Raw genomic sequence first — 26850 nt, forward strand, 5'->3', positions numbered from 1 at the left:
ACAGACACAAAAAAACCCGCCAGAACAACCATCTGGCGGGCTTTTTGTCAGTTGATGACAGGGTCAGGTATTCATTGAATCGAAGAATTCGTCATTGGTTTTGGTTTGACGCAGTTTCTCGAGCAGGAATTCGATCGCGTCCTGGGCACCCATCGGATTGAGGATGCGGCGCAGGACATACATCTTCTGGAGCTGAGACTTGTCGACCAGAAGCTCCTCTTTCCGGGTGCCGGATTTGAGAATGTCGATCGCCGGGAAGACGCGCTTGTCGGCCACCTTGCGGTCGAGCACGATTTCCGAATTGCCCGTGCCCTTGAACTCTTCGAAGATCACTTCGTCCATCCGGCTGCCGGTATCGATCAGTGCCGTCGCGATAATGGTCAGCGAGCCGCCATGCTCGATATTGCGGGCCGCGCCGAAGAAACGCTTCGGACGTTGCAGTGCGTTGGCGTCCACACCGCCCGTCAGCACCTTGCCAGAGCTCGGAACGACTGTGTTGTAGGCCCGGCCAAGGCGGGTGATGGAATCGAGCAGGATGACGACGTCACGGCCGTGTTCGACTAGGCGTTTCGCTTTCTCGATCACCATTTCGGCGACCTGGACGTGGCGCGTCGCCGGTTCATCGAAGGTCGAGGAAATAACCTCACCCTTCACGGTACGCTGCATATCGGTGACTTCTTCCGGACGCTCATCGATGAGCAGGACCATCAGATAACAATCGGGATGATTGGTCTCGATCGCATTGGCGATATTCTGAAGCAGGACAGTCTTGCCGGTGCGAGGCGGCGCGACAATCAGGCCGCGCTGGCCCTTGCCGAGCGGCGCCACGATATCGATCACCCGGCCCGAACGATCCTTGACCGTCGGATCGGCCAACTCAATGACGAAGCGGGATTCGGGGTAGAGCGGCGTCAGATTGTCGAAATGCACCTTGTGACGGGCGCTTTCAGGGTCCTGGAAATTGATTGTGCTGATCTTCAGCAGCGCGAAATAGCGTTCGCCATCGCGTGGACTGCGGATTTCGCCCTCAACCGTGTCGCCGGTACGCAGACCGAATTTGCGGATCTGGGTTGGCGAAACGTAGATATCATCCGGTCCGGCGAGATAATTGGCCTCTGGTGAGCGCAGGAAGCCGAAACCATCCTGCAGCACTTCCAGAACACCGCCACCATGGATCTCGACGCCGCGTTCGGCGAAGGCCTTGAGGATGGCAAACATCATCGCCTGTTTGCGCAGCGAAGACGCGTTCTCGATTTCCAGCGCTTCCGCGAATTCGAGCAATTCGGTCGGCTTTTTGAGTTTCAGGTCCTGAAGCGTCATGCGCTCCAGGCCTTCGAGCAATGCCGGCGTGGTTGTTTGGTCGGTCATGATCAATCTGTTTTTTCAGGCAGGGGAAACCAATTCCCGGACGGGAACAGGCTGAAACAAGCAAGTCGGGTGCCAAAAGAGTATGGGCCCGATGAGTGAGGATTGGCCAAGCGCGCCATGTTTTGCGCTGGCTTGACCGAGCAGGAGAGGATCCACGTGTGGATTCACAGAAGAATTGCCACGCTGAAGCCCGACCGTCAAGCACACCGGCGAGCCTGCCCACCCAGCGCCAAGAGTTTACGCTCTAGCGCAAGGCCACAACGGCAATCAGCACGATCAGGATGGCCGCAAGAAACGGCATCTCGTTGAGAATTCGGTATGAGCGGTCGGACCACTCATTCGTGCCGGTCTGAAAACGCTTGTATCGCAGGGCCAGAACATGGTGGAGGCCCGTCATGACAGAAACCAGCACGAATTTCCCCATCCATGCCAGGCTGAGAAAGACGGTCCAGCTGCCGGCACGCTCGGCATTCGCCCAGACCAACAGAACACCGAAAATCCAGACCGCAATCATGGCCGGATTCATGATGAGTTTCAGCAGGCGGGTTTCCTGAAGCCTGAGCGTTGTATCGAGCTCGCCATCGGGAATAGCGGCGCAATGATAGACAAACAGGCGAGGCAGATAGAGCAGTCCCGCCATCCAGGCGATGACGGCCAGGATATGTAGCGCTCGTAACCAGTCATAAGCGGCTAGGATCATGACGAACTAGGCTTCCTTTGGTGCCATCGGGCATGCCGGGCATGCGACTGGACAGAGGCGTTGACCACCCGGAGGCCCGAGCCGCGTTGGAGCCGACATGGCGCCGGCAATGATATTGGCCAGCGCATCAATGAATTGGGGTGCCGTTCCCAGGGCAGGCACTCTTGTGTAGCTGCTCACGCCGCTTTCCTGGGCAAGCTCGCCATATTCCTCGTCCAGCTCGACCAGGGTTTCGATGTGGTCGGACACGAAGGCAATCGGGGTCAGCAGGATCGCCTTGCCATCGCTGCCCGCCTGGCGGACGGCATCATCGGTCGATGGTCCGATCCATTTCAGCGGGCCGACGCGGCTCTGATAGCAAACCTGCCAGTCGGCCAATTCAGGCAGCAAGGCTGCAACAGCGCTGGCGGTCTGCTCGATTTGCCATTGATAGGGGTCGCCCGCCGCTATCACTTTTTCCGGCAAACCATGGGCAGAAAACAGCAAGCGGGTGTTTTCCGGCCGGCCGGCGGCCTCCCAACTGGCCCGGATCAGTTCAGCATGGGCTTCAATGAATCCGGTTTCGATCGGATAGCAACAAACCGTATGGGTTTCAGGCCCACCAGCCTTTCGCCATGCGCCCAGTGAAGACCCGGTCGTGGTCGTGGAAAAATGCGGATAGAGCGGCAGCAAAACCGTTTCGTCCGGCTGCCAGCCAGCCACCTCTTGCGCCACGTCTTCGGTCAAGGGGTGCCAATAACGCATGGCTGGCCAGATCCGGATTTCACGGTCCGGAAAGCGCTCCGCCATCAAGGGGGCCAAAGCCTCGATCTGCCGAAGTGTTTCCGGCACGAGCGGTGATCCACCGCCCATTTTCGCGTAATTCGCGCGCGCTGACTTGGCCCGCAGGGTCGAAATCATCCAGGCCAGAAACTGCCGGACCGGTGTTGGCGCGCCGATAATAGCCGGATCCCGAAACAGATTGCGCAGGAATGGCTTTACCGCCTCGGGTCCATCGGGTCCGCCCAGATTGAACAGCACGATTGCCAGTTTTTTCTGCGTCTTGGCCATTTTCAACTCCGTCATCCGGCCGGACCTCAGGCGGATCGCCGGATCCGCGCCAGCAATTGCTCGACATGCGCGACCGGCACGTCCGGTGTGATGCCGTGACCGAGATTGAAGATATGCGGCCGTCCAGCCCAGGCTTCAAGCAAGCGGTCGACTTCGCTGTCGAGCATCGCTCCGCCGGCGCGTAGGACGGACGGGTCCAGATGCCCCTGGACCGGCAAATTATCTGGCAGAACCGAGCGCGCCCATTCAGGTTGAACCGCGGTGTCCAGCGCCAGTGCTGTAACACCGGTTTCGCGCGCATAACGCGGGTAGAGCGTTCCGGCACCGCGCGGAAAACCGATGATCGGAACATCAATTCCGGCAGCGCGGACCTGGTCGATAATCCGCCGTGTCGGTCGAATAATCACGCGTTCGAACAAGGGTTCCGGCAGACCTTCCGCCCAGCTGTCGAACAGTTTCAGCACTTCGGCGCCAGCATTGGCCTGCATGATGAGATATTCAGCCGTCGCATCGGCAATCCGGTCGAGCATGCCATCGAAGGCAATCGGGTCGCTCCAGGCCGCGACGCGGGTTGCATAGCGATCCTTCGATCCGCCGCCCTCGACCATGTAGGTCGCAACGGTCCAGGGTGAGCCGGCAAAGCCGATCAGCGTGGTGTTGTCGGGCAATTGAGGTTTGACCAGCCGCAAGGTCTCACCAATCGGTGCCAGGACCTCGGCAACACGCCCCTGGGTCAAACCCTCGAATTCTGCCGGATTGAACGGCTCGAGCTTTGGGCCCTCTCCAGTGACGAACCAGACCTTGCGACCCAGTGCGATCGGGATCAGCAAAATGTCCGCAAACATGATGGCTGCATCGAATCCGAAGCGCCGGATCGGCTGCAGCGTCACTTCGGCAGCGAGTTCCGGGGTGAAGCAGAATTCAATGAAATTGGCTGCTTTTGACCGGACCTGGCGATATTCTGCCAGATAACGGCCGGCTTGCCGCATCAGCCACACAGGTGGTGGTGTGCGGGTCTCGCCGGCGAGAACGGCGAGCAGGGGTTTTTGGGGCGAGCGTGTCATTGGGCCTGATTAGTCTTCTCTGCCCGATCATTCAATGCGGCGCTTTCACCCATATATATATATGTTTTTTTATAGTGATAATTGTAGGACCGTGAATGTCGTGAACTCAGAAACTTATCCGGTCATACCGGACAAGTCTTTCCCCGTTAATCAGGTGCCTGCATGCCTCTGTTGGTAACGCGGAAAAATTCGCTGAATCATTAAAAAACAGCGATTTAGGCGAGATACATATGTTGAATTCTTTGTGAAATCTTGTTCAAATAGCGCCGGTAAATCCAGGTTATCAGACGGTTTTTCACAGGGCTACCATTGTGGATAGACGTGTGGGTAGTACCGGGTCATACCCGGTGAAACCCACACTCCAGCGATCCGGAACGATCGCTTGGGGAAAATCGCCATACTTGTTAACAATTCGTAAACATCTTCGAGGCCCCGATCATCATGCCAACGACATCACGGCCACGGTTGAATACGTCTTTCCATATCCACATGGTTTCCGATTCGACCGGGGAAACGCTGATGGAAGTGATGCGCGCCTCGGTCGCGCAGTTCGAACACACCAACCCGCTTGAACATCTGTATGCCCTCGTGCGTTCACCGCGTCAGCTGGATCGCGTGCTGGAGGAAATTGAGGGTTATCCCGGCGTTGTTATGTACACGATCGTCAATTCCGAATTGCGCCGGGATCTGGAAACCCGCTGCGCTGATCTGGGTGTGCCGGCGATCGCCATTCTTGACCCGATGCTGGCAACCCTGAGCACTTATCTCGGGCGGGCCATGGCCAGTCGGGCGGGGGCGCAGCGGGCCCTGGACGCTGATTACTATCACCGGATGGACGCGTTGAATTTCGCCATGGCGCATGATGATGGCCAGGGCGATAATTTCGAGAATGCCGACATCATTCTTCTGGGCGTCAGCCGGACCTCGAAGACCCCGACCAGCATCTATCTGGCCCATCGTGGCTATCGCGCGGCCAATATTCCGCTTGTCCGCGGTGTACCTGCGCCGGAATTCCTGTTTTCACTGCGCAATCCATTGATCGTTGGCCTGACGGCCTCACCGGAACGCATCGTCCAGATTCGGCGCAACCGGCTTTTGACCCTGAATGAGGACCGGTCGACGGAATATATCGATGACTTTGCGGTTCGGGACGAGATCGTCGAAGCCAAGCGGCTCTACGCCAAGCATGGCTGGCCCAATATCGATGTGACACGCCGCTCGGTTGAGGAAACGGCAGCCAAGATTATCAATATGCTCAATGAAAAACGGGGCCGCAAATGACCGCCCGGCTCATCCTCGCTTCCGGAAGCCAGATCCGCCGCCAGATCCTGCAGGATGCCGGAATTGAGTTCGAGATCATCAAATCTGATGTCGACGAGGACGCGTTGAAGCAGGAACATTCAGCGCTTTCGCCTTTGGCCATGGCTGCCTTGCTGGGCCAGGCCAAGGCTGTCCAGGTGTCGATCCGGCATCCCGAGGCGCTGGTCCTGGGGGCTGACCAGACCATGGAATTCGACGGTGCGCTGCTCGACAAACTGCCCCGCCGCGATCTGGCGCGTCAGCGTCTGGCCGCCATGCGGGGCCAGCCGCATCAGCTCCATGCAGGCTTGACGCTCGCTCAAGCCGGAAAGCCTGTGTGGCAGCATCAACAGAGCTCAACGCTTTGGGTGCGCGATTTTTCCGATGCTTTTCTGGATCATTATCTGGCCCAGGCCGGTGATGAATTGACCGCCAGCGTCGGGGCATACGCTTTTGAAGGTCTGGGTGCGCAATTATTTGACCGGGTCGATGGAGATTTTCACGCCGTCCTCGGATTGCCGCTCTTGCCGGTACTGAGCGCCCTGCGCCAGCACGGCCTGCTGACGTCATGAAACCCACCGGCGCAGCCCAAATGGCCGGCGTGGCTGGCGATCCGATTGCCCACTCACTCTCACCCAGCCTGATGGCGGCGTGGATTGAGGCCGCGGGCCTGGATGCCATTTATTCGCCTTTCAGGATCGCCCGCAGCGATGCTGAAACCTTCTTTCGCGCCCTGGCCCGAACCCAGTGCGCAGGGCTCAATGTGACCTTGCCTCACAAGCAGACCGCCCTGGCTGTTGCCGATCAGGTCAGTCCGGCGGCTCGCGCCATTGGCGCTGCCAACCTCCTGACATTTCGGGATGGAATCATTCATGCCGACAATACCGATGCGACGGGATTTCTCAGCGCCCTTCAGGCTCGCGGCGTTGAGCCGGCGCGCGGACCGGCGCTGGTGCTTGGTGCCGGCGGTGCCGCCAGGGCGATCGTGTATGCCCTTGGCCAGGCCGGCGTGCCGGAGATTCGGTTGAGCAATCGGAGCCGATCGAACGCGGCCGATCTGGCGCGTGACCTGGCGCCAAACGCCCGAATTCATGACTGGGACGATCGCGACCAGGGCCTTGATGGCGTCGCACTCGTGGTCAATGCCACCTCGCTCGGGCTCTCGGGGGGCAGCGATCTCGCAATGGACTGGCACCGGGCGCCGGCCGATACTATTGCCGCGGACAGTGTCTACAAGCCCTTGCAAACCGGCTTCCTGCGCGATGCTGCTGCATGCGGGCTGGGCACGGTTGACGGGCTCGGCATGTTGATTGGTCAGGCCCGGCCGAGTTTCGAGGCCTTCTTTGGCATCAGCCCCCCGGAGCGGATTGATGCCCACGCCCTGTTGCAGGCCATGCTGGAGCCGGCATCATGAAGATCATCGGACTGACCGGTTCCATCGGCATGGGCAAATCCGCGACGGCGACGCTGATGGCGCAGGCCGGCATTCCGGTCTTCGATTCCGATGCCAGTGTGCATGCGCTCTATGCCAGGGGCGGCAAGGCGGTCGCTCCCGTCGGCGAAGCCTTCCCGGGCGTAGTGGTGGATGGTGCAATCGACCGGTCGCGGCTCTCGGCGGCGCTGCATGAGGATCCGACCGGTTTTGCGCGACTGGAGGCCATTGTTCACCCGCTTGTGCTCGAGCAACGCGAAACCTTCCTCCACAACGCCCATGAGCGGGGCGCTGATCTGGTCGTGTTTGATATTCCGCTCCTGTTCGAAACCGGCGCCCATGAACATGTCGATCATGTGCTTGTGGTTTACGCGCCCGAGGCGGAGCGCCGGGCGCGCGTCCTGCAGCGACCGGGCATGACGGAAGCGAAGCTGGACGCCATAATCGCGCGACAGCTCGATGATTCGAGCAAGCTGGCGCGGGCGGATTACCGGGTCGAGACGTCCGGCGGCCTGGATGATGCCCGGCGTCAGCTGGAGCAGATCCTGAAATCGATCCGCGAACAGGCCGGGGACTGAGGACTATGATACGCGAGATCGTTTTCGATACCGAGACCACTGGTCTGTACGCCACATCCGGCGATCGCGTTACCGAGCTGGGCTGTGTCGAGGTGATCGACTTCATCCCGACCGGCCGCACCTGGCACGCCTATGTCAATCCGCAGCGCATGACGCCGAAAGAAGTCGTCGAGATCACCGGATTGACCGACGCCTTCCTGGCGGACAAGCCCCTGTTTTCGCAGATTGCCGAGGAATTCATTGAATTTGTCGGTGATGCCGGACTGGTCGCGCACAATGCGCCTTTCGACCGCGGCTTCATCAATATGGAACTCGAGCGGCTCGGGCGTCCGGGCTATCCCGAGGCGCGCTTCAAGGATACGGCACGGATCGCACGGGCCAAATTCCCCGGCTCCTATGTTTCCCTCGACGCCTTGTGCAAACGCTTCGATATCTCGCTGGAAAGCCGCGAAAAACACGGCGCGCTGATTGATGCCCAATTGCTCGCCGAGGTCTATCTGGAGCTTTCCGGCGGGCGCACCCGCGCGCTGGACCTCAGTGGTCAGGGCGAGGCCGGGCCGGGCGAGGTCGCCTTCCCGCCGCAGGCTGCGCGGCCAAGTCCGCTCAACCGGGGCCAGACAGAATCAGAGCGCGCCGCCCATGCCGCCTTCATCGAGGAGCTGGGCGAAAACGCGCTCTGGAAAAAACTGACGATCGGCCGAAGCTGATCGAAGCGTTTTAATTGCCCGCTTCAGGGGCGCCATTGCCATTGGTGTCGGCGCCCGGGACTGCTGCAGCACGCTTCAGCATTTGCTGACGATAGAGACCCGCGAAATCAACCGGATCCAGCATGAGCGGCGGGAAGCCACCATCGCGCGTCGCGTCGGCCAGGACACGGCGTGCGAACGGGAAAAGCAGACGTGGACATTCGATCAGCAAGAAGGGCTCGCGATCCGTGTCAGCGACATTGGCCAGCTGGAACAGGCCGCCATAGGCCAGCTCGGTGATAAAGATGACACCGCCATCTTCACGGGCGGCATTGGCGGAAATATTAAGCACGACTTCGAAAGCGCCTTCGCTGACGGTACGGGCCTGGACGTCAATCGCCAGATCAATTCCGGGAGCCTGGGCATTGCGCAGGGACTCCGGCGCGCCCGGGTTTTCGAAGGACAAATCCTTGACATATTGCGCGAGAATGCGCAGCTGCGGCGGGAGTGGCGGCGTATTCTCGGCAGGCGTGGATGGCGTGTCGGTCATGAAAATCCCCACAGGACGGGCGTCGGTGATACGGTCGTGACCAGAATGGCCACACGAAACAAGGCGCGCCGGTTAGCATGCGGGCCGGGCCGGAGCAAGCATGCCGGGTTTCAGCGACATGGCTGACGGCTGGAAAAATAGCGGCTATATCTGATCAGCATTCCCTACCGGCCCAATCGAGCGGCGACAATCACATGTTTGAACTTCTATCCACCCTCATCTTTGCCGGCATCGCGATTTTCATCGCGTTCCGCCTCTACTCGACCCTCGGCCGGCGCGAGGGGCATATGGAAGCACCCCCGGCGAGTGATCCGAATACCCGTCCATCCCTGTCTGATGTGCCGCAAAGCCATTTGCGTCCGGCCTTTGAAGGGCGTGCTGCGGCAGGCCTCGAGGCGATCGCGGCGGTAGATACCAGCTTTGACCCCGAGAGCTTCGCCAGTGGTGCCCGGGCGGCCTATACGATGATCGTCGAAGCCTTTGCCAAGGGCGATCTGGCGGCGTTGCGGCCACTGCTCGCTGACAAGGTTTATCAGCGCTATGCCGATGCCATCGCGGCGCGGAATGAGCGCAAGGAAAGTGTCCGCACCGAGATCGAGCGCATCAAATCCGCCGAGATCAGCGAAGCCTCCCATGAGGGGCATACGGCGCGGGTCAAGGTCAGCTTCGAGGCTGAAATCGCTACGGAAACCCTCGGCGAAAACGGTGAGCGCGTGTCCGGTGACCTGGCCACTTTGAACACGGTGCGCGAGAATTGGGTGTTTGAGCGCCGTACCGATAATGTCAATCCGAACTGGGTCCTGACCGGTGTGGCGGCGGTATAGCCCGGCCGCCTGTCTGATCGCGCTGTCACTGGCAGCGTGTCAGCCGGCGCCCTTTCCCCAACCCGAACCCGAGCCGGAACCCCCTGTAGAACAAGCGCTCCCGGCCGGCCTTCAATTATTGCCGGCGCATTGGGATGCGCTCTCCGGCTGGACGGATGCCGATATGCGACCCGCGCTGGGGGCCTTCCTGCGCTCCTGCGAACGGCTCGACAATCGCAATGATTCCGAACCCTTGAGTCCGAGAGCGCCGTGGGCCGGCCAGGTCGGTGACTGGCGGGCGGCCTGTACGGCGGCGGCCATGACCGGACCGAGCGCCGAAGCGGCGCGGGCGACGTTTGAGGCTTTCTTTGCACCGGTACGGGCGATCGCGCTCGATGAGGCGGGGGCGGCCCTTGGCGATACCGGTTTGCTGACAGGGTATTACGAACCCTATGTCGAAGTGCGCGACGAAGCGGACAATGAATTCAGCCAGCCCTTGCGGCGGCGGCCCGGGGATCTGGTTTCGGTGGATCTGGGTCTGTTTGAATCCGATCTGGCGGGGCGGCGGATTGTTGGCCGGGTCAATGACGGGTCTTTGGTCCACTATTATAACCGGGCCGAGATCGAGGTGGATAATCGCGGCGAGATTTTCGCCTGGGGCCGGCCGATTGACGTGTTCTTCCTGCAGATCCAGGGGTCGGGCCGCCTGGTCGATGCCGGGGGTAATCAGAGCCGTGCGGCCTTTTCGGCGCATAATGGTCTGCCCTATCGCTCAATTGGCCGCGAATTGATCGAACGTGGTGAGTTGCAGGCGCATGCGGCCTCAAAAGCGGGCATTGAAGCCTGGCTGAACCGCAATGGCAGCGCCGCGACGGCGGAATTATTCTCGGTCAATCCGCGCTATGTTTTCTTTGAAACACAAGACCTTACCGACCCGTCACTGGGGCCGCGCGGCTCGTCCGGGGTGGCGCTGACGCCGATGGCCTCGATTGCGGTCGATCCGGCCTTTCATGCCTGGGGCGTCCCGGTCTGGCTGGCCGCTGATCTGCCGGATATGCCTGCCTGGACAGGGCTGGTCATTACCCAGGATGGGGGCGGCGCGATCAATGGGCCGCTGCGCGGTGATTTCTTCTGGGGCTGGGGCGAGACCGAGGAACGGCGCGCCGGGACGACGCGGGCCCAGGCGCAATGGACTGTTTTACTTCCGGTTTCCGTCGCCCAGCGCATCGTCGACGCGACGCCGCCGGCCTGATCGGATGGCTCGCAAACGCTCCCTGCGTCCGGAAGAAAAGGCGATCTGGCGCAAGATTGCGCAGTCGACCAGGCCGCTTTCACCGGAGCGGATGGAGCGGCTGGACGATCCGGAACCCGTTGAACCGGAAGTCAAAAAACCCGCACCTGACAAGAAGCTGACACTCAAGCACAGCCATTTTCCCCACCCCCATACCCAGCCAAAACTGCCGGCTCTGCCGGTTGACCGGGGCGGTGAGAAACGGGTGCGAAAAGGGCGTCTGGAGATTGACGGGCGGATTGATCTACATGGTTTGACGCAGGATATGGCGCTGAGAACATTGCGCAATTTTCTGGCGATGGCGTATCGCGATGGCTATAAAACCGTGCTGGTCATCACCGGCAAGGGGTTCAAGGCGCGTGAACGCGAGAGCGAGCCCTGGGAAAACCATGAAGAGCCGGGCGTGCTGCGGCGCAAGCTTCCGGAATGGCTGGGGAATCCTGAGTTTCGTCAGTGGGTGTCAGGGTATGCGGCGGCGCATTTGCGCCATGGTGGCGGCGGCGCTTTTTACGTCACCATGCGGCGCGTGAAGCCGTAAATCGACCACTTGGCAGGCCTGCTGCAACCTTGCCACAAGCCTGCTCCTGGTCGGCCACAGGCCTCCGGCTGACTGGCGGCTGTCCCGCCATAGTCCCGCGCGCCCCGTCTATTGGAGGCGATTCGTGCTCCAGACGACCGGATCCGGTTCTCGACAGGAGCTCCGGCAGGCACTCCGGGCTTCGCAAGTAAATCAGAGGATGAATTTCGACAGATCGACATTCTTCGCCAGATTGCCGACATGCTCCGCGACATAATCGGGATCGATCACAATCGTCTCGCCATCGCGGTCGGAGGCGGTGAATGAAATCTCCTCGACCAGTTTTTCCATCACCGTCTGCAAACGCCGGGCGCCGATATTTTCCACCGAGGCATTGACCTGGTGGGCGAGCGAGGCGAGCGCGTCGATCGCCTCGTCGGTGAAATCGAGCGTCACGCCTTCCGTGCCCATCAGCGCGACATATTGCCGGATCAGGCTGGCTTCCGGTTCGGTCAGGATGCGTTTGAGATCGGCTTCGCTGAGCGCGCTCAATTCGACGCGGATTGGCAGACGGCCCTGCAGCTCGGGCAGCATGTCGGAGGGTTTGGCCAGGTGGAAGGCGCCCGAGGCGATAAACAGGATATGGTCGGTCTTGATCACGCCATGCTTGGTGGTCACCGACGTGCCCTCGATCAGCGGCAGGAGATCGCGCTGCACGCCTTCGCGCGAGACGTCGGCACCGCGGGCATCGGAACGGCCGACAATCTTGTCGATCTCGTCGAGAAACACGATGCCGTCCTCCTCCGCCAGCTTGATGGCGTCGGCGGTGATGGCGGCATCATCGAGCAATTTGTCGGCTTCCTCGGCCAGCAGCGGCTCATAGGCTTCGCGCACCTTCATGCGCACGGTTTTCGTCTTCTTGCCGAAACCCTTGCCCAATATATCGCCGAGATTGATCACGCCGGCGCCGCCACCGGGCATGCCGGGAATATCCATCATCGGCATGCCGGGACTGTCATTGAGCTCGATCTCGACATCCTTGTCGTCCAGCTCACCCTCGCGCAGCCGCTTGCGAAAACTCTCGCGCGTCGCAGGGCTGGCGCCGGGACCGACCAGCGCATCGACCACGCGGTCCTCGGCCCGGGCTTCGGCCTGGGCCTTGACCGCCTCGCGGCGGTTTTCGCGCACCAGGGTGATGGCGACTTCCACCAGGTCGCGGGCGATCTGGTCGACATCGCGGCCGACATAGCCAACCTCGGTAAACTTGGTCGCCTCGATCTTGATGAAGGGCGCGCCGGCCAGGCGTGCCAGGCGGCGCGAGATCTCGGTCTTGCCGACGCCCGTGGGCCCGATCATCAGTATATTCTTCGGCATCACCTCTTCGCGCAGACCCGGATCCAGCTGACGCCGGCGCCAGCGATTGCGCAGGGCAATGGCGACCGCCTTCTTGGCATCGCCCTGGCCGACAATATGCCGGTCGAGCTCGGAAACGATTTCGCGGGGGGTAAATTCGGTCATGATCGGTTTCGCATTTGGCTTGGCTTCGACCACCATGTAATCAGGCAATAGCGATGAAACCAGTGCTGAAAGGCATTTACCGACATGAAGAGCGCTCCACAACGCCCCCGCTTCCATCTTGCCTTCCCCGTCGACGATCTCGCCGCGGCGCGCGCCTTCTATGGCACCATCATGCAATGCGAGGAGGGCCGCTCAAGTGAGGCCTGGGTCGATTTCAATTTCTACGGCCACCAGATCGTCGCCCACCTCGCCCCCGAAGAATGCCAGCCGGTCGCCACCGGCGGTGTCGACGGCAAGGCCGTCCCGGTCCGCCATTTCGGCTTGCTGATGGACTGGACCGCCTGGGAAGCCCTCGCGGCACGCTTCGAAGCGGCCGGTGTCGAGTTCATCATCGAGCCCTATGTGCGTTTCAAGGGCGAGCCGGGCGAGCAGGGGACATTCTTCCTGCGCGACCCGGCGGGGAATGCGCTGGAGTTCAAGTGTTTTCGGGATGAGGCGGGGATTTTTGCGCGGGGGTAGGGGGCAGAGTGGCGACGCTTTAGTGAGAGCGGTATTGTGTCGAGTGAATCCCGCTGCCTTCGCCCTTCTAAACTGGGTTTCATTGCCTCTGCGACCCTAGTGGGTTTTGGCGGTCGCTCGATACGCTTCATGCCGTGGAGGCGTAGAGGGGGCATTGAGTCCCGAACACCTAGCTGAGAGAAGAACTCTCAGCTAGGTGCGCATAGAGCGCAGTTTATTCGGGCTCATGAGAGCCAGTGAACGCCCGTCAACTCATAGTGAAACTGTTCGTAAAGCTCAGCTTCTTCAGGTGTCAGCTTACCGTCCGCGCGAATTAGTTCATGAGCCGCAATCAGAAACTTTTCCAAGGTATCCACTGGCCCTGACCGAAGGCTATCTAGCGCCTCATCCATTTGGCTGAGCGTCGGTTTCAAGCGCCGGTAGGTGCGCCCTAAGCGGTCGCATTCCTCTAGCGAGAGTCTGTCGCTTAGCTGTCCGCAATGTCGGCAAATCACCCCCAATTCGTCCGGATGCATGTAACCGTCGCACCGCGACAGGCCGGCTAGAAGGATCGCATGGGGCCTGGCTCTGTCACGGGCCGCTCGCAATCTGGCAGAATCGACATCGGCCACAGGCGCTTTCACGCTGATGTCTAAGTCCAGTGTTTCGAGCAAAAAAGGTGCCGGTTCGTGAACTTCTCCATCGTAATCGATGCAGCACTGGATACGGTCAATCCGGAAAGAGCGCGGCGCATTGCGATGGTGGCAAATGGCCCAGAGGGACGGGTCGCCATGATCGTTGTACTTTACCGAGAGGACGGAAATCGGGCGGCGCGATTCCCTGTTCTTTGTATCAATGTATTCGATCATGAAGGACTGCCCCTCGAACGCGATCTCTCTCGCGAAAGGTTGTGTTTCTTGGGCATCTTCTTCGGGGAGCACTGCGGGCTGGGGCTCTAGAGCCCGGGCGTCGTTGGGCCGCCAACCAGTATAGAACTTCCCCCAATCCATTCCCATTGCAGCCACCTCAATCTTCAGAGGCGTCACTCTAACGGGAAGTTGCCGGAAAAACACCATTGAATTGAGCGGTCACGCGTTCCCGTTCGCCGTTTCCTCACCACCGCCTAATATTCCGTCACCCTGACGAAGGTCAGGGCCCAGTTCACAGGGCTCTTTCGCTTCGGGAGTTCGCGCTATTCTCGTTGGGTTGAGTTTGAAACTGGGTCCTGACCTTCGTCAGGATGACGGTTTGGGGGCGTGGTGTCTGGTTGGGCAGCGCTTCAAACCACCTGACCGCATCTCTTCCCACACTCCTTCCCCCGGAACAGGTCCGGGGGAATTGAGCTGCTTGGGGAATGGGTTGGTCGCTGCAGTTCTGCGCCCGCCACCCGGCTCGCTTTGCTCGCCGCCCCTCCGACATCCTTCGCCAGGGCGAAGGACGTCACCTCCCCGGCTTCGCCAGGGAGGAAAGGCGTGGCGCCTGGCTTTCTTCCCCGCTTGACGGGGAAGTGGGCTGACGCGTAGCGGCAGGTCGAAGGGGCCGCAGCCAGCGGCTGCGGGTGGCGGGATCTCGGCACGGGTTTTGGGTGAGGCGCCCCCCCGCTACCCCGCCGTCAGCGTCTCGATCGTCAAATTCTCATTGGTGTAGATGCAGACCTCGGCGGCGATGGCCATGGCCTTGCGGACGATGATTTCCGGGTCGGCTTCATAGTCGAGCAGGGCGCGGGCGGCCGAGCTGGCATAATTGCCGCCGGAACCGACGGCGACGACGCCATGTTCCGGTTCGAGTACATCGCCGGCACCGGTCAGCACGAAGGTGGCGCTGGTGTCGGCGACGATCAGCATGGCGTCGAGCTTGCGCAAGTAGCGGTCGGTGCGCCAGTCCTTGGCCAGTTCGACGCACGCGCGCGCCAATTGTGAAGGATATTGCTCGAGCTTGGCTTCGAGGCGTTCGAACAGGGCGAAGGCGTCGGCGGTCGAGCCGGCAAAACCGGCGACGACCTTGCCGTCGGCGAGACGGCGGACCTTCTTGGCATTGCCCTTCATCACGGTCGGGCCGAAGGAGACCTGGCCGTCACCGGCGATGACGACGGTTTTGCCCTTGCGCACGGCGAGAATGGTGGTGCCGCGCCATTGCGTGGCGTCAGTGGATGAAGGTCTGGACATCGGCGTCTCCGTCAAACTGCAGAGACAGATGTGGCCGCAGCCGCCGCCGCGATCAAGCCCTCAGACCATTGGCCGTCTCAGCCCGGCTTATTCGGAAACCGCGCGTCTGGCCGAACCACCTTCTGTATATTCGACGAAATCATGGGCCGGCATCGGGCGGGCAAACAGATAGCCCTGGGCCAGGGTCGCGCCCTCTGCGCGCAGCATTTCGAACTGTTCCCGGGTCTCGATACCTTCAGCGACGGTTTGCAGCTTCAACGCCTTGGCCATGGCCAGGATGGTCTCGACCACGACGCGGGCGTGCGGATCTGTGGTCATGTCGCGGACAAAGCTCTGGTCGATCTTGAAGACGTCAAACGGCATCCGCGTCAGATAGGAGAGCGAAGAATGGCCGGTGCCGAAATCATCAATGGCGAAATTGACGCCGCGATCCCGCAGGGGCTGAACCTGAACGATGGCGCGCTCGGGATTTTCCATCGCGATCGACTCGGTCAGTTCCAGCTCGAGCAGGTGTGGCGGCAGGTCGGCCAGTTCCAGCGCGTGCAGCACGGATTCCGAGAAGCCTTCACGCTCGAATTGCATCGCCGAGACATTGACGGCCACCGGGATCTCGATACCCAGTGTGCGCCAGCGGGCGGCTTCGATACAGGCAGCGCGCAAGACCCAGTCGCCAATCTCGCCGATCAGGCCGCATTCCTCGGCCGCCTCGATGAAGGCGCCCGGCGATAACAGGCCGGCGGTCGGGTGTTGCCAGCGCACCAGGGCCTCGGCCCCGGCGACAGCGCCGGTCTTCATGTCGATCTTGGGCTGGTAGAAGACCACCAGCTGGTCCTTGAGGACAGCGTCGCGCAGCTCGTTTTCCAGCACCAGGCGCTCGAAGGCGGACTGGTTCATGGCCGATTCGAAGAAGCGGGCCGAGGAACCGCCATCGCGCTTGGCATGTGCCATGGCCAGGTCGGCATGGCGGATCAGGGATTCCGGATCGGCCCCGTCCTGCGGGAAGACGGCAATCCCGATCGACACACCCAGGAAGACCTGGTGACCGGAGATTTCAAACGGCAGGCGGATGGCATCGACCAGTTTATTGGCAATCCGGGCTGCGTCGGCCGGTTCGTCAATCTCGGGCAGGAGCACGGTGAATTCATCACCGCCCAGGCGCGCCACCAGGCTCGGTTCGCCATTGCGGCCGGCTGCGAGATCGCACCCACGGGTCACTTCCGACAGGCGCCGCGCGACCATTTCGAGCATGCGGTCGCCTTCGCCTATGCCCAGGCTGTCATTGACGCGCTTGAAACGGTCGAGATCGAGGAAGAGGACGGCGCCGGTCTTGCCTTCTTCGAGCGCCTTGCGAGAGACCCGTTCGGTCTCCTTGCGGAAGCGTTCGCGATTGGGCAATTCGGTGACCAGGTCGACATAGGCCAGGCGGTGGATACGTTTCAGATTTCCGTCGAGGCGCGCAAACATGCGGTTGAAGGCATTCGCGAGCACTTCCAGCTCATCACCGGAGCGAACATCAATGCGCATGTCGAGGGTTTTTGACGAGGCCAGCCGCGCAGCATCGGTCAGGGTCTGAACCGGTTTCAGCGCCCGTCCCACGATCAGGGCGGCCAGCGGCAGGAAAATCCCCAACGCGAACAGGGCGATCAATGTCTGGCGCTGGATGGCAGCATTGCGCGAGCGCACCAGTTCCGTCAGCTCCTGACTGGCAAATACAACCCCGACCAGGCGGCGTGAAGACGTATAGATCGGAACGGCGACTTCCAGCGTCGTGGAACCGAGGGCTGCCCGGCGATCGCCGGCGCCCAGCGCCATGACGGCCAGGTCGGACTGAACCAGGCGTTCCGGCTCCAGACCTTCAGCAAAGGCGCTGCCCAGAACTTCACGACGATTATTGATCGCATAGACTGCGGACAGGTTGAGCCCGGCCAGCATTTCGGTGAGGTAGCCCTGAATAAAATCGACATCATTGCCGGCGAATGCGACGGCCATCCGGTCGGTGGTCGCTTGCAATCTTGCGATCGAGCTTTCGGCCAGCAGATTGCGGGTTTCGCGCTGGGCCGCGATATTCTCCAGCGTCATCAGCATCAATGTGGTCGCAAAAATCAGCATGCCGGTGAGAAGCGTGAACTTCATCACCAGTGATCGCATTACACGCGATATCGCCTTGCGGATGGGTGCCATGTCTGCCCCTGATCGCGACCTTTTCAGATCGCGCCTACACCATCAAAACCTCTGGCATGACACGAAGTCCGCCAGTTCTCAGGGAGCAGAATGGGGGCAACCACTTGAATTGTGGTTAAAATGCCGGACAATTTTCATTAAGAATTGAATCGAATTTACGGCCAAGCCTTACTCAAAAGGGATTCCGGCCTCTTCGGCGAGTGTTTTAAGACTGCATTCAGGGCGCGCACCGAAGTGAGAAATGATTTCTGCGGCGCAAATAGCCCCCATCCGGCCGGATTCCGCCAGATTTCTGTCCTGGGCGAGGCCAAGCAGGAAGCCGGCGGCAAACAGGTCGCCCGCGCCTGTCGTGTCAATCAGTTCGGCCACAGGCTCGGCCTCGATGGTGATTGTTTCCCCGTCACGCAACAAGACGGCACCCTTGTCGCTTCGCGTCACGGCGGCGATCGCGACGTCGCGGCGGCACATCTCGATCGCGGCGTCAAAATCATCGGTTTCGTAGAGCGCGGTGATTTCGGCCTCGTTGGCGAGCAGAATATCGATGTGATTGGCGACGAGATGGCGGAAGGCGGCGCGGTGGCGTGCGACGCAGAATGTGTCCGACAGGGTCAGCGCGGTCTTGCGGCCGGCGGCTGCGGCCAGTTCGGCGGCGCGGACATAGGCGCGCTTGGCCTCCTCGCGATCAAACAGATAGCCTTCCAGATAGACGATGCTCGACGCGCGCAGTGCGTCGGCACCAGCTTCGACATCCTCTTCGGTCACCAGGGCTGCAGCGCCCAGGAAGGTCGACATGGACCGGCCGGCGTCGGGCGTGACATTGATCAGGCAGCGCGCGGTCGCCGGACCGCCCTTCAGCGGGGTGGAGGCGAAATCAACGCCGATGGCGCGGATGTCATGACTGAAAATCTCGCCCAGCTGGTCATCGGCGACCTTGCCGATATAGGCGGCGCGTCCACCGAGCGAGGCGATGCCGGCCACTGTGTTGGCGGCTGACCCACCCGAGGCCTCCTTGCCCGGCTGCATCCGCTCATACAGGGTGCGGGCGCGCTCTTCATCGATCAGCGTCATCGCGTCGCGGGCAATACCCTCGGCGGCGAGGAAGGCGTCGGTGGCCGGCGACAACACGTCGACAATGGCATTTCCAACGGCAAGAACGTCAAAGCGGGTCGCGGTCATGGCGGGTCTCTCGATCATTAAGGTTAAGCCCGGCTGGGCTGGCGGGCTGCCTCGCGGGCTCAATCTGGGTTAACCCCGACCGCGCCATACAGCAAGACTTGCGGGCATTGCCATTCCCGATTACGAGCGCCCCATGAAACATGTCGCTTTTCTCTCCGCCGCCTGCATGCTCAAGGACAATCCCGAAGCCCGCAAGGATTATTGGGAATATGATCTCGAGATCTCCGCCCTGGCACCAGCCTGCCGTGAAGCCGGTATCGAGCTGGTCACGCGTATCTGGGATGATCCGGATCTTGACGCTTCGCAATATGATGGCGCGGTGATCGGTACCTGCTGGGACTATATGCAGAAACCCGAAGCCTTCGCGGCTGCGCTGGAAAGCATGGCTGGCAAGACTCGCCTGCTGAATCCGATCGAAATCTTTCGCTGGAACCAGCGCAAGACCTATCTCAAGGACCTGGCGGCGCGCGGCGCGCCGATGATCCCGACGCTCTGGGCCGATCGTGCTGACGCGGCGACCATTGAGGGTGCATTTGACGCGCTGGGGAGCGACGACATCATCGTCAAGCCGGTGGTCGGCGCCGGCGCCTGGCGCCAGGCCCGAATCCGGCGTGGTGAAACCCTGCCAGAGGCGGAAAAGCTGCCAATCGCCGAATGCATGATCCAGCCTTTTCTGCCAGCCGTGTCGGAAGAGGGCGAATACGCCTTTCTTTTCTTCGGTCGCGAGTTTTCCCATTGCGCCCGCAAGGTGCCAGCCAAGGGCGATTACCGGGTGCAGTCGGAATATGGCGGGCGTGAAGAGATCCATATCCCGACCGATGAAGAGCGGGCGCTGGCGCAAGCCGTGATCGATTGTGTCGACGGCGATCTCCTCTATGCCCGCGTCGACATGCTGCGCGGCCTCGATGGCCAGCTGGCCCTGATCGAGCTGGAATTGATCGAACCCTATCTCTATCCCGAACAGGGGCCGCAGATGGGTGCCGCCTTCGCGCGGGCGCTGAAGGCGCTGATTTAGACCCGACCCGCCATAATCTGGCCGTCACAACGCGATTGCATGGCGTCTGGTTCTGCAACGGGGTTGATGATGCGTGTTCTTCTTCTGGCTTTGACAGCGCTTGCCCTGTCGGCCTGCGCCACGACGCAATCTGGCCCCGGCCCGACCGGCCCGGGGTCAACGGGGCCGGCCTGGACCGAGATCGAGATTGTCGAGGGCGCATGTTACGGCTTCTGCCCGATCTACACCATCACCGTCACGCCTGATGATCGCTATACGCTGAATGGCGAGCGTTTCACCCGCCATGACGGCCAGACCAGTGGTCGCCTGGAGGCCGGCAGTTTTCAGCGCCTTGCCGCGATCCTGCAGGCACACGGTGCCGCCGCCCTGCCCGCCGATATCACGATGAATAATCCAGCCGCCTGTGGCCGCACCATGATGTCGGATCTGCCCGATTTCCGGCTGGGGCTGACAGGCCCGGCCGCCCGGCAGGATATTGTCTGGTATCCGGGTTGTGCGGACTCGCCGTATCGGGAGGCGCTATCGCAGATCCGCGATCAGGTGCGGGTGGCGTATCAGTACGAGACCTTGATCGTGCCGAAACGCTAGGCTCCCTTCGGCGCCGGCGTCTTGTCCTTGAAGCGGCAGAGGTCGGCGATCGGGCAACGCCAGCATTCCGGCTTTCTCGCCTTGCAGACATAGCGCCCGTGCAGGATCAGCCAGTGATGCGCGCCCTTCATATAGGCGGGCGGCACGATCTTCATGAGCCGCGCCTCGACCTCGTCAGGATTCTTGCCCGGCGCCAGTCCGGTGCGATTGCCGACGCGGAAGATATGGGTGTCGACGGCAATGGTCTCCTCGCCGAAGGCCTCATTGAGCACGACATTGGCGGTCTTGCGCCCGACCCCGGCCAGCGCTTCCAGCGCGGCGCGGTCATGCGGCACCTGGCCGCCATGGCGGTCGACCAGCTGTTGCGACATCAGGATCGCGTTCTTCGCCTTGTTGCGGAACAGGCCGATCGTCTTGATGCGGTCGCGGACATGGTCCTCGCCCAGAGCCAGCATTTTCTCCGGCGTATCGGCCTCCTCGAACAGGCGCTTCGTCGCCTTGTTGACCCCGACATCGGTCGCCTGCGCCGAGAGCGCGACGGCGACGAGCAGAGTGAAGGGGTTCACATAGTCCAGCTCGGTCTTCGGGTCGGGACGGTCCTGGGCCAGGCGGGCGAAGATATCGAGCGCCTGCTCACGGGTCAGACCACGCGGGGCGCGTTTGGCGGGTTTTCTGGTTGGCGTCTTGCTCATGGTGCCCTGTCTAGCGCAGGCCGGAGGTCAGCGTCATGCCGTTTCTTGCGCTAGCGCGCTGTCGCAGCCAGCAGCCAGATCGCGACGCCGACCAGCAGCAGCGACAAGGCGCGCTGAAAGACGCGGTGACGGGCGGGGTCGTTGAGGAAATGGCGGGCACTGCCGGCCAGCAGTACAATCGCGATATGGATGGCCGTGGCGATTGCGACGGAAATCACCGCCAGCAGGGCCGCCTGGATCGCGACCGGTTTGGCCGGATCGATAAATTGCGGGAAGACGGCGACATAGAAAAGCGCGGCCTTGGGGTTGAGCGCATTGATCAGGAAGCCGCGGGCGAAATAGCGCATCTTGCTCTGATGGTCCGGGGCCTCCTGGCGGGTATTGGCCTTGCGCCAGCCTTCCAGGCCGAGATAGAGCAGAAAACCCACGCCCGCCCAGCGCAGGCCCTGATACAGCCAGTCATAGCGCTCAATCACCGCGCCGAGCCCCAGCGCCGCCGCTGCCGCGATCACGGTCAGGCCGAGCGCAATGCCCGCCACCGCCGCCAGGCCCGCCCGGCGGCCTTCACTGACGCTGAGCACGGCCAGCCAGGCCATATTCGGGCCGGGCGTCAGCTCGATCACCAGCACGGTGAAGGCGAAGGCGAGAAGGGCGGTGATTTCGATCATGTCGTCTGACTAGGCAAATGGATGCGCGGCGTCACCTGTTCTTGCAGGCCTGGCCTGCCGAGGTCCGGTTCGCCCAAATCGTCTCAGATCAAGAGTTTTTCTATACCCTGTGAGCATGAAATCGATTGGAGTTATGGCTAAAGGCGCTGCATCATCCAATCATAGCGTCAGAGCGTAGGACCCCCTCAATTCAATCTGGACCCTGATCGGAGATCAATATGGACGGCGAGAGCAAATGCCCGGTAATGGGCGCATCCCAGCGACACACAGCGGCCGGTACGGCCAATAATGGAGATTGGTGGCCCGAGCAGCTGAACCTGCAAATCCTCCGCCAGAATTCCAGCCTTGCCAACCCGCTCGACCCCGATTTCGATTATGCCGAGGCGTTCAAGAGCCTCGATCTCAAGGCGGTCAAGCAGGATCTCTACGCCCTGATGACGGATAGCCAGGACTGGTGGCCGGCTGATTACGGCCATTACGGTCCCTTCTTCATCCGCATGGCCTGGCATAGTGCCGGCACCTATCGCATCAGCGATGGCCGCGGCGGCGCCGGTTCCGGCTCGCAACGCTTTGCACCGCTCAATAGCTGGCCCGACAATGTCAATCTCGACAAGGCGCGCCGCCTGCTCTGGCCGATCAAGCAGAAATACGGCAAGAAGATTTCCTGGGCGGACCTGATGGTGTTGGCCGGTAATTGCGCCCTGGAATCAATGGGCTGCCCGACCTTCGGCTTCGCCGGTGGCCGCAGTGATATCTGGGAGCCGGAGCAGGACATTTATTGGGGGCCCGAGAGCACCTGGCTTGGCGATGAGCGCTATAGCGGCGACCGCGATCTGGAAAACCCGCTCGCGGCCGTGCAGATGGGCCTGATCTACGTCAATCCGGAGGGCCCGAACGGCAATCCCGACCCGGTCGCATCCGGCGGTGATGTGCGCGACACCTTTGCCCGCATGGCGATGGATGATGAAGAGACCGTGGCGCTGGTCGCCGGCGGCCATACTTTCGGCAAATGCCATGGTGCCGGCGATGCCGGCCTGGTCGGCGCTGAACCCGAGGCGGCCTCGATCGAGCAGCAGGGGTTGGGCTGGAAGAGCAGTTTTGGCAGCGGCAAGGGTGCCGATGCGATCGGCAGCGGTATTGAAGGCGCCTGGAAAGCCAATCCGACGAAGTGGGATATGGGCTATCTCAACGTGCTGTTCAAATATGAGTGGGAGCTGTCGAAGAGCCCGGCCGGCGCCCATCAATGGCATCCCAAGGATTGCGAAGAGGCCGATATGGTCGTCGACGCTTTCGATCCGTCGAAGAAGCATCGGCCAATGATGACCACGGCCGATCTCTCGCTTCGCTTTGACCCGATCTATGAGCCAATTGCGCGCCGCTATCAGCAAAACCCGCAGGCCTTCGCTGACGCCTTTGCCCGCGCCTGGTTCAAGCTGACCCATCGCGATATGGGTCCGGTCTCGCGCTATCTCGGGCCGGAAGTCCCGTCCGAGGAGCTGATCTGGCAGGATCCTGTCCCCGACGCCGATCAAAAGCCGATCGGCGACAAGGATGTCGCCGCACTGAAGGCGAAGATCCTCGCCTCCGGTCTCACCACGGCCCAGCTGGTCCAGACCGCCTGGGCGTCGGCGTCGACTTTCCGCGGTTCGGACATGCGCGGCGGCGCCAATGGTGCCCGCATCCGGCTCGCGCCGCAGAAGGATTGGGCGGTCAACCAGCCGGCCGAGCTCTCACAGGTGCTCGCAAAGCTGGAGGAGATCCGCAAAGCCTTCGGCGAGACGAAAATCTCCATGGCCGATCTGATCGTGCTCGGCGGGTGTGCAGCGGTTGAAGCGGCGGCCAAAAAGGCCGGGCATGATGTCACCATGCCCTTCACGCCGGGCCGCACGGATGCGTCACAGGCGCAGACCGATATCGACTCCTTTGAACCGCTGGAGCCCAGATCGGACGGTTTCCGGAATTATCCGGGCAAGACGGCCGACCGGCCAGCCGAGGAATTGCTGGTCGACAAGGCCCAATTGCTCACCCTGACAGCACCGGAAATGACGGTTCTGCTGGGCGGCATGCGTGTGCTCGGCGGTAATTTTGGCGGCACCAAGCATGGCGTCTTCACAGACCGGCCCGGTACGCTCAGCAATGACTTCTTCGTCAACCTGCTCGATATGGGCACGACATGGGAGCCGGTCGCCGGATCCGATGTGCTATTCGAAGGGCGTGACCGCAAGACCGGCCAGGTCAAATGGACCGGGACACGCGTCGATCTCGTCTTCGGTTCCAATTCGCAATTGCGCGCCCTGGCCGAGGTTTACGCGTCTTCGGACTCGAATGCCTCCTTCGTGCGTGATTTCGTCAAGGTTTGGGACAAGGTGATGAATCTGGATCGCTTCGATCGGGCCTGATCCATCTGGCCTCAATCAATCTATGATGCAGGAGAAGAGCGGGCCAGACGGTCCGCTCTTTTCTTTTTGGCGGGCCGCCCCGGCTTGGCCTGCGATGAAACGCCACCTGTCGCGCCGGGCCAGGCCGGGCTTGAATGGTGTCATGACAAGTCTTGTCGAAACCTGGCCCGCCTCCAGCGATGGCCATGAAGCGGCTACCGGCCCCTTCACCATGGATGCCGAGCTCGCGCCCAATCGTTCCCTGCCCAACCCGGCCTTCACCGTGTTGATGCTGACACTGGCGGCGGTCTCGTTCTTCTCCGGCATTCTCTTTGTCTCGATGGGGGCCTGGCCGGTCATGCCGTTTTTCGGGCTCGATGTCCTGCTGGTCTGGCTCGCTTTCCGGGTGTCCTATCGCGATGGCCGGATGCGCGAATATGTCCGCGTTGATGCGCGCGATATCGAGGTGACGCGCCAGCACCCGACCGGCCATGTCCGCCGCTACCGCCTGCCGACCGGCTGGTCGATGCTGCGTCATAGCAATGCCGGCAAGCATGACGCCCAGGTCGCCATTGGTTCGCACGGCCGCTGGCTGGTGCTGGGCACATTCCTCAGCCCGAAGGAGCGCGATGAGTTTGCCGCCGCGCTGGGGGCGGCGATTGATGTCGCGCGCCGGTTCGAGCCGCAAGAACCGGGTGGCGAGCTGGCGTAACCGGCCTAAACTCCGCCCCATGACCGCTGAAATCTACACCCTCGACGCTGCTGCCCGCGATTTTGATCGCGTCTCGGCCGCCCTCGCCTTTCTCGGCGATCATTGGCAGGACCATCCCGATCTGGATGCCGCGGCCCGCGCTGCCGGCCTTTCGCCGCACCATTTCCAGCGGGTTTTCACGCGTTGGGTCGGGGTCAGTCCGAAGAAATTTGTGGGTGCCCTGGCGCACGGCGCTGCCCGCGCCGCGCTTGATGAGGGCGCCTGCGTGCTTGATGCGAGCTTCGAGGCCGGCCTGTCAGGGCCCGGACGGCTACATGATCTTTTCATCGCCCATGAAGCAGTGACGCCAGGTGAGGCGCGCCGCCGCGGGGCCGGGCTGGACTTTGTCTGGGGTGCCGCACCGACACCGTTTGGCGAAGCGGTGTTTCTGATTGCGCCGCGCGGCTTGTCGGCGCTGGCCTTTGCCGATCCGGATCCGGAAGGCGGTTTCGCCGACCTGCAGGCGCGCTATCCCGCCGCGAATTATCGCCGCGATGATGATGTCGCGCGGCAATGGGCCGAGCGTGTATTTGCGTCCACGCCCGGCGAGCCGATCCCGCTGGCGCTTTACGGCACGCCCTGGCAGCGCCAGGTCTGGCGCGCCCTGCTCTCGATTCCGGCTGGCGCGACGACGACCTATAAATCCATCGCTGATGCGGTCGGATCGGCCAAGGCCTCGCGCGCTGTCGGCGCTGCCGTCGGGGCCAATCCGGTCTCCTGGCTGATCCCCTGCCACCGCGTGCTCGCCAGCAATGGTCTTCTGACCGGCTACCACTGGGGTGTAGACCGCAAGCGCGCCATGCTCGCCTATGAGGCAGCGAGGGGGTAAAAGAGGGTCATGGACCTGACCCTGTTTATCGTTGCGCTGGTGATATTCACCGTCTCCGCCGCCTTGCTGTCGCGATGGCTGTCGGCGCGGATCAATCTGACCGCTGATGCCCGCGCTGAATATGCCGAGCGTGTTCTCACCAAGCCCGGCACGATTGCCGGTGTCGAGGAGGCGGTCTTCGTGAAGCTCTATGTCGGAGCGCATGAGCCGCGCTGGGCACTCTATATGCCGATCGCCCTGCTGAGCGCGACCCTGGCCACGCCGCTGGCGGCAATTGCCCTGGTCGCCTTCTGGCCGGTCTTTACCTCAATGCTGGATGGCGGCCCCTGGTATGATGTCGGCTATTACCCGTGGATGTTCTACATGTTCTTCGGGTTTTGCGGCCTGTGGGCGCTGTGTGCTGCCATTGTCGCGCGCATCCATCACGCCCGTTCGCCGGAAGCCTTCCAGCCAGCCCTGGCGCGCGCCCGCGGCGAACCGCTCGATGATGTCGTGATCAGGCGCGGTCGTCCGAAATGGGCCGTCAAGGCGCGGCCCAATCCGACGCCTGATCCGAAACCCGAAGCCAAGCCAGAAGCGGAGCTCGAATAAATGGAATTCCTGCACACCATGGTCCGCGTTTCCGACGTTGATGCCAGCCTGCGTTTTTATTGTGACGGGCTTGGCCTGAAGGAAATCAGCCGCTTCGACAGCGAGCCCGGCCGTTTCACCCTGATCTTCCTGGCGACGCCCGAAGACATTGCCCGCGCCGGCTATACAGGCGGGCCAATCCCGACCGGGCTGCCCTGCGTTGAGCTGACCCATAACTGGGATCCGGAAACCTATGAGGGTGGCCGCAATTTTGGCCATCTCGCCTATCGTGTCGCCGACATCTACGCCACCTGCGCCCATCTCGATGCGATGGGCTATCTCATCTGCCGCCCGCCGCGCGACGGCCATATGGCCTTTGTCCGCTCACCGGATCTGATCTCGGTTGAATTGCTGCAAAAGGGCGAAAGCCTGCCACCGCAAGAGCCCTGGGCCTCGATGGAAAATACCGGGAGCTGGTAGGGA

28 protein-coding genes are annotated in these 26850 nt (G+C 61.7%); 16 read left to right on the forward strand and 12 right to left on the reverse strand.

What is annotated here, in order from left to right; translation table 11 throughout:
- Nucleotides 1–63: 63 nt before the first annotated feature.
- The 4 genes from rho to hemE form a co-directional block, all read right to left on the reverse strand.
- A complete protein-coding gene (gene rho, locus ACN0YJ_RS00770; RefSeq protein ID WP_407657296.1) occupies nt 64–1368 on the reverse strand; it encodes a transcription termination factor Rho in 1305 nt (434 codons plus the stop codon).
- 244 nt (nt 1369–1612) lie between these two features.
- On the reverse strand, nt 1613–2068 hold the full coding sequence (locus ACN0YJ_RS00775) for a CopD family protein (RefSeq protein ID WP_417476540.1): 456 nt from the start codon (nt 2066–2068) through the stop codon (nt 1613–1615).
- A 6-nt stretch (nt 2069–2074) separates the two neighbouring features.
- Nucleotides 2075–3118, reverse strand: a complete 1044-nt coding sequence (hemH, locus tag ACN0YJ_RS00780) for a ferrochelatase (protein ID WP_417495052.1) — start codon at nt 3116–3118, stop codon at nt 2075–2077.
- A 26-nt stretch (nt 3119–3144) separates the two neighbouring features.
- The gene (hemE, locus tag ACN0YJ_RS00785; protein ID WP_417495053.1) at nt 3145–4182 is read right to left on the reverse strand and encodes a uroporphyrinogen decarboxylase; all 1038 of its coding nucleotides are present in this window, start codon (nt 4180–4182) and stop codon (nt 3145–3147) included.
- A 441-nt stretch (nt 4183–4623) separates the two neighbouring features.
- On the opposite strand from hemE, the gene ACN0YJ_RS00790 reads away from it, so the two are divergent.
- From ACN0YJ_RS00790 to dnaQ, 5 genes are read left to right on the forward strand one after another with little or no spacing between them, the layout of a single operon-like run.
- Complete coding sequence (locus ACN0YJ_RS00790; protein ID WP_417476543.1) at nt 4624–5463, forward strand: pyruvate, water dikinase regulatory protein; 840 nt, start codon at nt 4624–4626, stop codon at nt 5461–5463.
- On the forward strand, nt 5460–6053 hold the full coding sequence (locus ACN0YJ_RS00795) for a Maf family protein (protein WP_417495054.1): 594 nt from the start codon (nt 5460–5462) through the stop codon (nt 6051–6053). Before ACN0YJ_RS00790 ends, ACN0YJ_RS00795 begins: the two co-directional genes overlap by 4 nt.
- Nucleotides 6050–6895 carry a shikimate dehydrogenase family protein gene (locus ACN0YJ_RS00800; protein WP_417495055.1) on the forward strand — a complete coding sequence of 282 codons (846 nt, stop codon included), beginning with the start codon at nt 6050–6052 and terminating at the stop codon, nt 6893–6895. The genes ACN0YJ_RS00795 and ACN0YJ_RS00800 overlap by 4 nt, the downstream gene beginning before the upstream one ends.
- Nucleotides 6892–7491: a dephospho-CoA kinase gene (gene coaE / locus ACN0YJ_RS00805; RefSeq protein WP_417476546.1), complete on the forward strand. Its 600-nt coding sequence runs from the start codon at nt 6892–6894 to the stop codon at nt 7489–7491. Before ACN0YJ_RS00800 ends, coaE begins: the two co-directional genes overlap by 4 nt.
- A 5-nt stretch (nt 7492–7496) precedes the next feature.
- Nucleotides 7497–8198: a DNA polymerase III subunit epsilon gene (dnaQ, locus tag ACN0YJ_RS00810; RefSeq protein WP_417476547.1), complete on the forward strand. Its 702-nt coding sequence runs from the start codon at nt 7497–7499 to the stop codon at nt 8196–8198.
- A gap of 10 nt (nt 8199–8208) precedes the next feature.
- Here dnaQ and secB read toward each other — a convergent pair whose 3' ends face one another.
- Nucleotides 8209–8727, reverse strand: a complete 519-nt coding sequence (gene secB / locus ACN0YJ_RS00815) for a protein-export chaperone SecB (protein ID WP_417495056.1) — start codon at nt 8725–8727, stop codon at nt 8209–8211.
- 194 nt (nt 8728–8921) lie between these two features.
- Here secB and ACN0YJ_RS00820 point away from each other — a divergent pair, with 194 nt between their 5' ends.
- The 3 genes from ACN0YJ_RS00820 (at nt 8922) to ACN0YJ_RS00830 (ending at nt 11359) form a co-directional block, all read left to right on the forward strand.
- Nucleotides 8922–9551, forward strand: coding sequence for a Tim44/TimA family putative adaptor protein (locus ACN0YJ_RS00820; RefSeq protein WP_417495057.1), 630 nt, complete (start codon nt 8922–8924; stop codon nt 9549–9551).
- Nucleotides 9552–9714: 163 nt separating this feature from the next.
- Entirely contained in the window at nt 9715–10782 is a 1068-nt protein-coding gene (locus ACN0YJ_RS00825; RefSeq protein WP_417495058.1) for a murein transglycosylase A, read from the forward strand.
- 4 nt (nt 10783–10786) lie between these two features.
- Nucleotides 10787–11359 (forward strand): Smr/MutS family protein, encoded by a 573-nt coding sequence (locus ACN0YJ_RS00830; protein ID WP_417495059.1) that lies wholly within the window; start codon nt 10787–10789, stop codon nt 11357–11359.
- A 192-nt stretch (nt 11360–11551) separates the two neighbouring features.
- On the opposite strand, the gene hslU is transcribed toward ACN0YJ_RS00830, so the two are convergent.
- Entirely contained in the window at nt 11552–12856 is a 1305-nt protein-coding gene (gene hslU, locus ACN0YJ_RS00835) for an ATP-dependent protease ATPase subunit HslU (protein WP_417476552.1), read from the reverse strand.
- 84 nt (nt 12857–12940) lie between these two features.
- On the opposite strand from hslU, the gene ACN0YJ_RS00840 reads away from it, so the two are divergent.
- Nucleotides 12941–13375, forward strand: a complete 435-nt coding sequence (locus ACN0YJ_RS00840; RefSeq protein WP_417495060.1) for a VOC family protein — start codon at nt 12941–12943, stop codon at nt 13373–13375.
- A gap of 224 nt (nt 13376–13599) precedes the next feature.
- On the opposite strand, the gene ACN0YJ_RS00845 is transcribed toward ACN0YJ_RS00840, so the two are convergent.
- The 4 genes from ACN0YJ_RS00845 to ACN0YJ_RS00860 form a co-directional block, all read right to left on the reverse strand.
- Nucleotides 13600–14223, reverse strand: coding sequence for a hypothetical protein (locus tag ACN0YJ_RS00845; RefSeq protein WP_417495061.1), 624 nt, complete (start codon nt 14221–14223; stop codon nt 13600–13602).
- A 732-nt stretch (nt 14224–14955) separates the two neighbouring features.
- Nucleotides 14956–15519 (reverse strand): ATP-dependent protease subunit HslV, encoded by a 564-nt coding sequence (gene hslV, locus ACN0YJ_RS00850; RefSeq protein ID WP_417495062.1) that lies wholly within the window; start codon nt 15517–15519, stop codon nt 14956–14958.
- A gap of 87 nt (nt 15520–15606) precedes the next feature.
- Nucleotides 15607–17700, reverse strand: coding sequence for a putative bifunctional diguanylate cyclase/phosphodiesterase (locus ACN0YJ_RS00855; RefSeq protein WP_417495063.1), 2094 nt, complete (start codon nt 17698–17700; stop codon nt 15607–15609).
- 168 nt (nt 17701–17868) lie between these two features.
- Complete coding sequence (locus ACN0YJ_RS00860) at nt 17869–18876, reverse strand: adenosine kinase (RefSeq protein ID WP_417495064.1); 1008 nt, start codon at nt 18874–18876, stop codon at nt 17869–17871.
- 133 nt (nt 18877–19009) lie between these two features.
- Here ACN0YJ_RS00860 and ACN0YJ_RS00865 point away from each other — a divergent pair, with 133 nt between their 5' ends.
- Complete coding sequence (locus ACN0YJ_RS00865; RefSeq protein WP_417495065.1) at nt 19010–19891, forward strand: ATP-grasp domain-containing protein; 882 nt, start codon at nt 19010–19012, stop codon at nt 19889–19891.
- Nucleotides 19892–19957: 66 nt separating this feature from the next.
- A complete protein-coding gene (locus ACN0YJ_RS00870; protein ID WP_417495066.1) occupies nt 19958–20479 on the forward strand; it encodes a DUF6438 domain-containing protein in 522 nt (173 codons plus the stop codon).
- On the opposite strand, the gene nth is transcribed toward ACN0YJ_RS00870, so the two are convergent.
- Nucleotides 20476–21171: an endonuclease III gene (nth, locus tag ACN0YJ_RS00875; RefSeq protein WP_417476561.1), complete on the reverse strand. Its 696-nt coding sequence runs from the start codon at nt 21169–21171 to the stop codon at nt 20476–20478. The two genes, ACN0YJ_RS00870 and nth, sit on opposite strands and share 4 nt — an antisense overlap.
- A 50-nt stretch (nt 21172–21221) precedes the next feature.
- On the reverse strand, nt 21222–21839 hold the full coding sequence (locus ACN0YJ_RS00880; protein WP_417495067.1) for a LysE family translocator: 618 nt from the start codon (nt 21837–21839) through the stop codon (nt 21222–21224).
- 218 nt (nt 21840–22057) lie between these two features.
- Here ACN0YJ_RS00880 and katG point away from each other — a divergent pair, with 218 nt between their 5' ends.
- The 5 genes from katG (at nt 22058) to ACN0YJ_RS00905 (ending at nt 26847) form a co-directional block, all read left to right on the forward strand.
- Nucleotides 22058–24238 (forward strand): catalase/peroxidase HPI, encoded by a 2181-nt coding sequence (katG, locus tag ACN0YJ_RS00885; protein WP_417495068.1) that lies wholly within the window; start codon nt 22058–22060, stop codon nt 24236–24238.
- A 142-nt stretch (nt 24239–24380) separates the two neighbouring features.
- Nucleotides 24381–24929, forward strand: a complete 549-nt coding sequence (locus ACN0YJ_RS00890; RefSeq protein ID WP_417495069.1) for a DUF2244 domain-containing protein — start codon at nt 24381–24383, stop codon at nt 24927–24929.
- A 19-nt stretch (nt 24930–24948) separates the two neighbouring features.
- A complete protein-coding gene (locus ACN0YJ_RS00895; protein WP_417476565.1) occupies nt 24949–25797 on the forward strand; it encodes a methylated-DNA--[protein]-cysteine S-methyltransferase in 849 nt (282 codons plus the stop codon).
- A gap of 9 nt (nt 25798–25806) precedes the next feature.
- Nucleotides 25807–26388 carry a hypothetical protein gene (locus ACN0YJ_RS00900; protein ID WP_417495070.1) on the forward strand — a complete coding sequence of 194 codons (582 nt, stop codon included), beginning with the start codon at nt 25807–25809 and terminating at the stop codon, nt 26386–26388.
- Nucleotides 26389–26847, forward strand: coding sequence for a VOC family protein (locus tag ACN0YJ_RS00905; protein ID WP_417481269.1), 459 nt, complete (start codon nt 26389–26391; stop codon nt 26845–26847).
- Nucleotides 26848–26850: the final 3 nt, after the last annotated feature.

Origin of the sequence: Maricaulis sp. (assembly GCF_048270095.1) — a bacterium.
In the GTDB taxonomy this organism is placed as follows: domain Bacteria; phylum Pseudomonadota; class Alphaproteobacteria; order Caulobacterales; family Maricaulaceae; genus Maricaulis.

What these genes read in the sequence shown, in the direction of transcription:
- ACN0YJ_RS00895 (WP_417476565.1), top strand. Translation starts at nt 24,949, where the DNA reads ATGACCGCTGAAATCTACACCCTCGACGCTGCTGCCCGCGATTTTGAT.
- ACN0YJ_RS00890 (WP_417495069.1), top strand. Translation starts at nt 24,381, where the DNA reads ATGACAAGTCTTGTCGAAACCTGGCCCGCCTCCAGCGATGGCCATGAA.
- coaE (WP_417476546.1), top strand. Translation starts at nt 6,892, where the DNA reads ATGAAGATCATCGGACTGACCGGTTCCATCGGCATGGGCAAATCCGCG.
- ACN0YJ_RS00905 (WP_417481269.1), top strand. Translation starts at nt 26,389, where the DNA reads ATGGAATTCCTGCACACCATGGTCCGCGTTTCCGACGTTGATGCCAGC.
- ACN0YJ_RS00795 (WP_417495054.1), top strand. Translation starts at nt 5,460, where the DNA reads ATGACCGCCCGGCTCATCCTCGCTTCCGGAAGCCAGATCCGCCGCCAG.
- rho (WP_407657296.1), bottom strand. Translation starts at nt 1,368, where the DNA reads ATGACCGACCAAACAACCACGCCGGCATTGCTCGAAGGCCTGGAGCGC.
- hemE (WP_417495053.1), bottom strand. Translation starts at nt 4,182, where the DNA reads ATGACACGCTCGCCCCAAAAACCCCTGCTCGCCGTTCTCGCCGGCGAG.
- ACN0YJ_RS00860 (WP_417495064.1), bottom strand. Translation starts at nt 18,876, where the DNA reads ATGACCGCGACCCGCTTTGACGTTCTTGCCGTTGGAAATGCCATTGTC.
- ACN0YJ_RS00845 (WP_417495061.1), bottom strand. Translation starts at nt 14,223, where the DNA reads ATGATCGAATACATTGATACAAAGAACAGGGAATCGCGCCGCCCGATT.
- hslU (WP_417476552.1), bottom strand. Translation starts at nt 12,856, where the DNA reads ATGACCGAATTTACCCCCCGCGAAATCGTTTCCGAGCTCGACCGGCAT.
- ACN0YJ_RS00855 (WP_417495063.1), bottom strand. Translation starts at nt 17,700, where the DNA reads ATGGCACCCATCCGCAAGGCGATATCGCGTGTAATGCGATCACTGGTG.
- ACN0YJ_RS00840 (WP_417495060.1), top strand. Translation starts at nt 12,941, where the DNA reads ATGAAGAGCGCTCCACAACGCCCCCGCTTCCATCTTGCCTTCCCCGTC.
- hslV (WP_417495062.1), bottom strand. Translation starts at nt 15,519, where the DNA reads ATGTCCAGACCTTCATCCACTGACGCCACGCAATGGCGCGGCACCACC.
- katG (WP_417495068.1), top strand. Translation starts at nt 22,058, where the DNA reads ATGGACGGCGAGAGCAAATGCCCGGTAATGGGCGCATCCCAGCGACAC.
- ACN0YJ_RS00790 (WP_417476543.1), top strand. Translation starts at nt 4,624, where the DNA reads ATGCCAACGACATCACGGCCACGGTTGAATACGTCTTTCCATATCCAC.
- ACN0YJ_RS00900 (WP_417495070.1), top strand. Translation starts at nt 25,807, where the DNA reads ATGGACCTGACCCTGTTTATCGTTGCGCTGGTGATATTCACCGTCTCC.
- hemH (WP_417495052.1), bottom strand. Translation starts at nt 3,118, where the DNA reads ATGGCCAAGACGCAGAAAAAACTGGCAATCGTGCTGTTCAATCTGGGC.
- dnaQ (WP_417476547.1), top strand. Translation starts at nt 7,497, where the DNA reads ATGATACGCGAGATCGTTTTCGATACCGAGACCACTGGTCTGTACGCC.
- ACN0YJ_RS00880 (WP_417495067.1), bottom strand. Translation starts at nt 21,839, where the DNA reads ATGATCGAAATCACCGCCCTTCTCGCCTTCGCCTTCACCGTGCTGGTG.
- ACN0YJ_RS00870 (WP_417495066.1), top strand. Translation starts at nt 19,958, where the DNA reads ATGATGCGTGTTCTTCTTCTGGCTTTGACAGCGCTTGCCCTGTCGGCC.
- ACN0YJ_RS00865 (WP_417495065.1), top strand. Translation starts at nt 19,010, where the DNA reads ATGAAACATGTCGCTTTTCTCTCCGCCGCCTGCATGCTCAAGGACAAT.
- ACN0YJ_RS00820 (WP_417495057.1), top strand. Translation starts at nt 8,922, where the DNA reads ATGTTTGAACTTCTATCCACCCTCATCTTTGCCGGCATCGCGATTTTC.
- ACN0YJ_RS00800 (WP_417495055.1), top strand. Translation starts at nt 6,050, where the DNA reads ATGAAACCCACCGGCGCAGCCCAAATGGCCGGCGTGGCTGGCGATCCG.
- nth (WP_417476561.1), bottom strand. Translation starts at nt 21,171, where the DNA reads ATGAGCAAGACGCCAACCAGAAAACCCGCCAAACGCGCCCCGCGTGGT.
- ACN0YJ_RS00830 (WP_417495059.1), top strand. Translation starts at nt 10,787, where the DNA reads ATGGCTCGCAAACGCTCCCTGCGTCCGGAAGAAAAGGCGATCTGGCGC.
- secB (WP_417495056.1), bottom strand. Translation starts at nt 8,727, where the DNA reads ATGACCGACACGCCATCCACGCCTGCCGAGAATACGCCGCCACTCCCG.
- ACN0YJ_RS00775 (WP_417476540.1), bottom strand. Translation starts at nt 2,068, where the DNA reads ATGATCCTAGCCGCTTATGACTGGTTACGAGCGCTACATATCCTGGCC.
- ACN0YJ_RS00825 (WP_417495058.1), top strand. Translation starts at nt 9,715, where the DNA reads ATGCGACCCGCGCTGGGGGCCTTCCTGCGCTCCTGCGAACGGCTCGAC.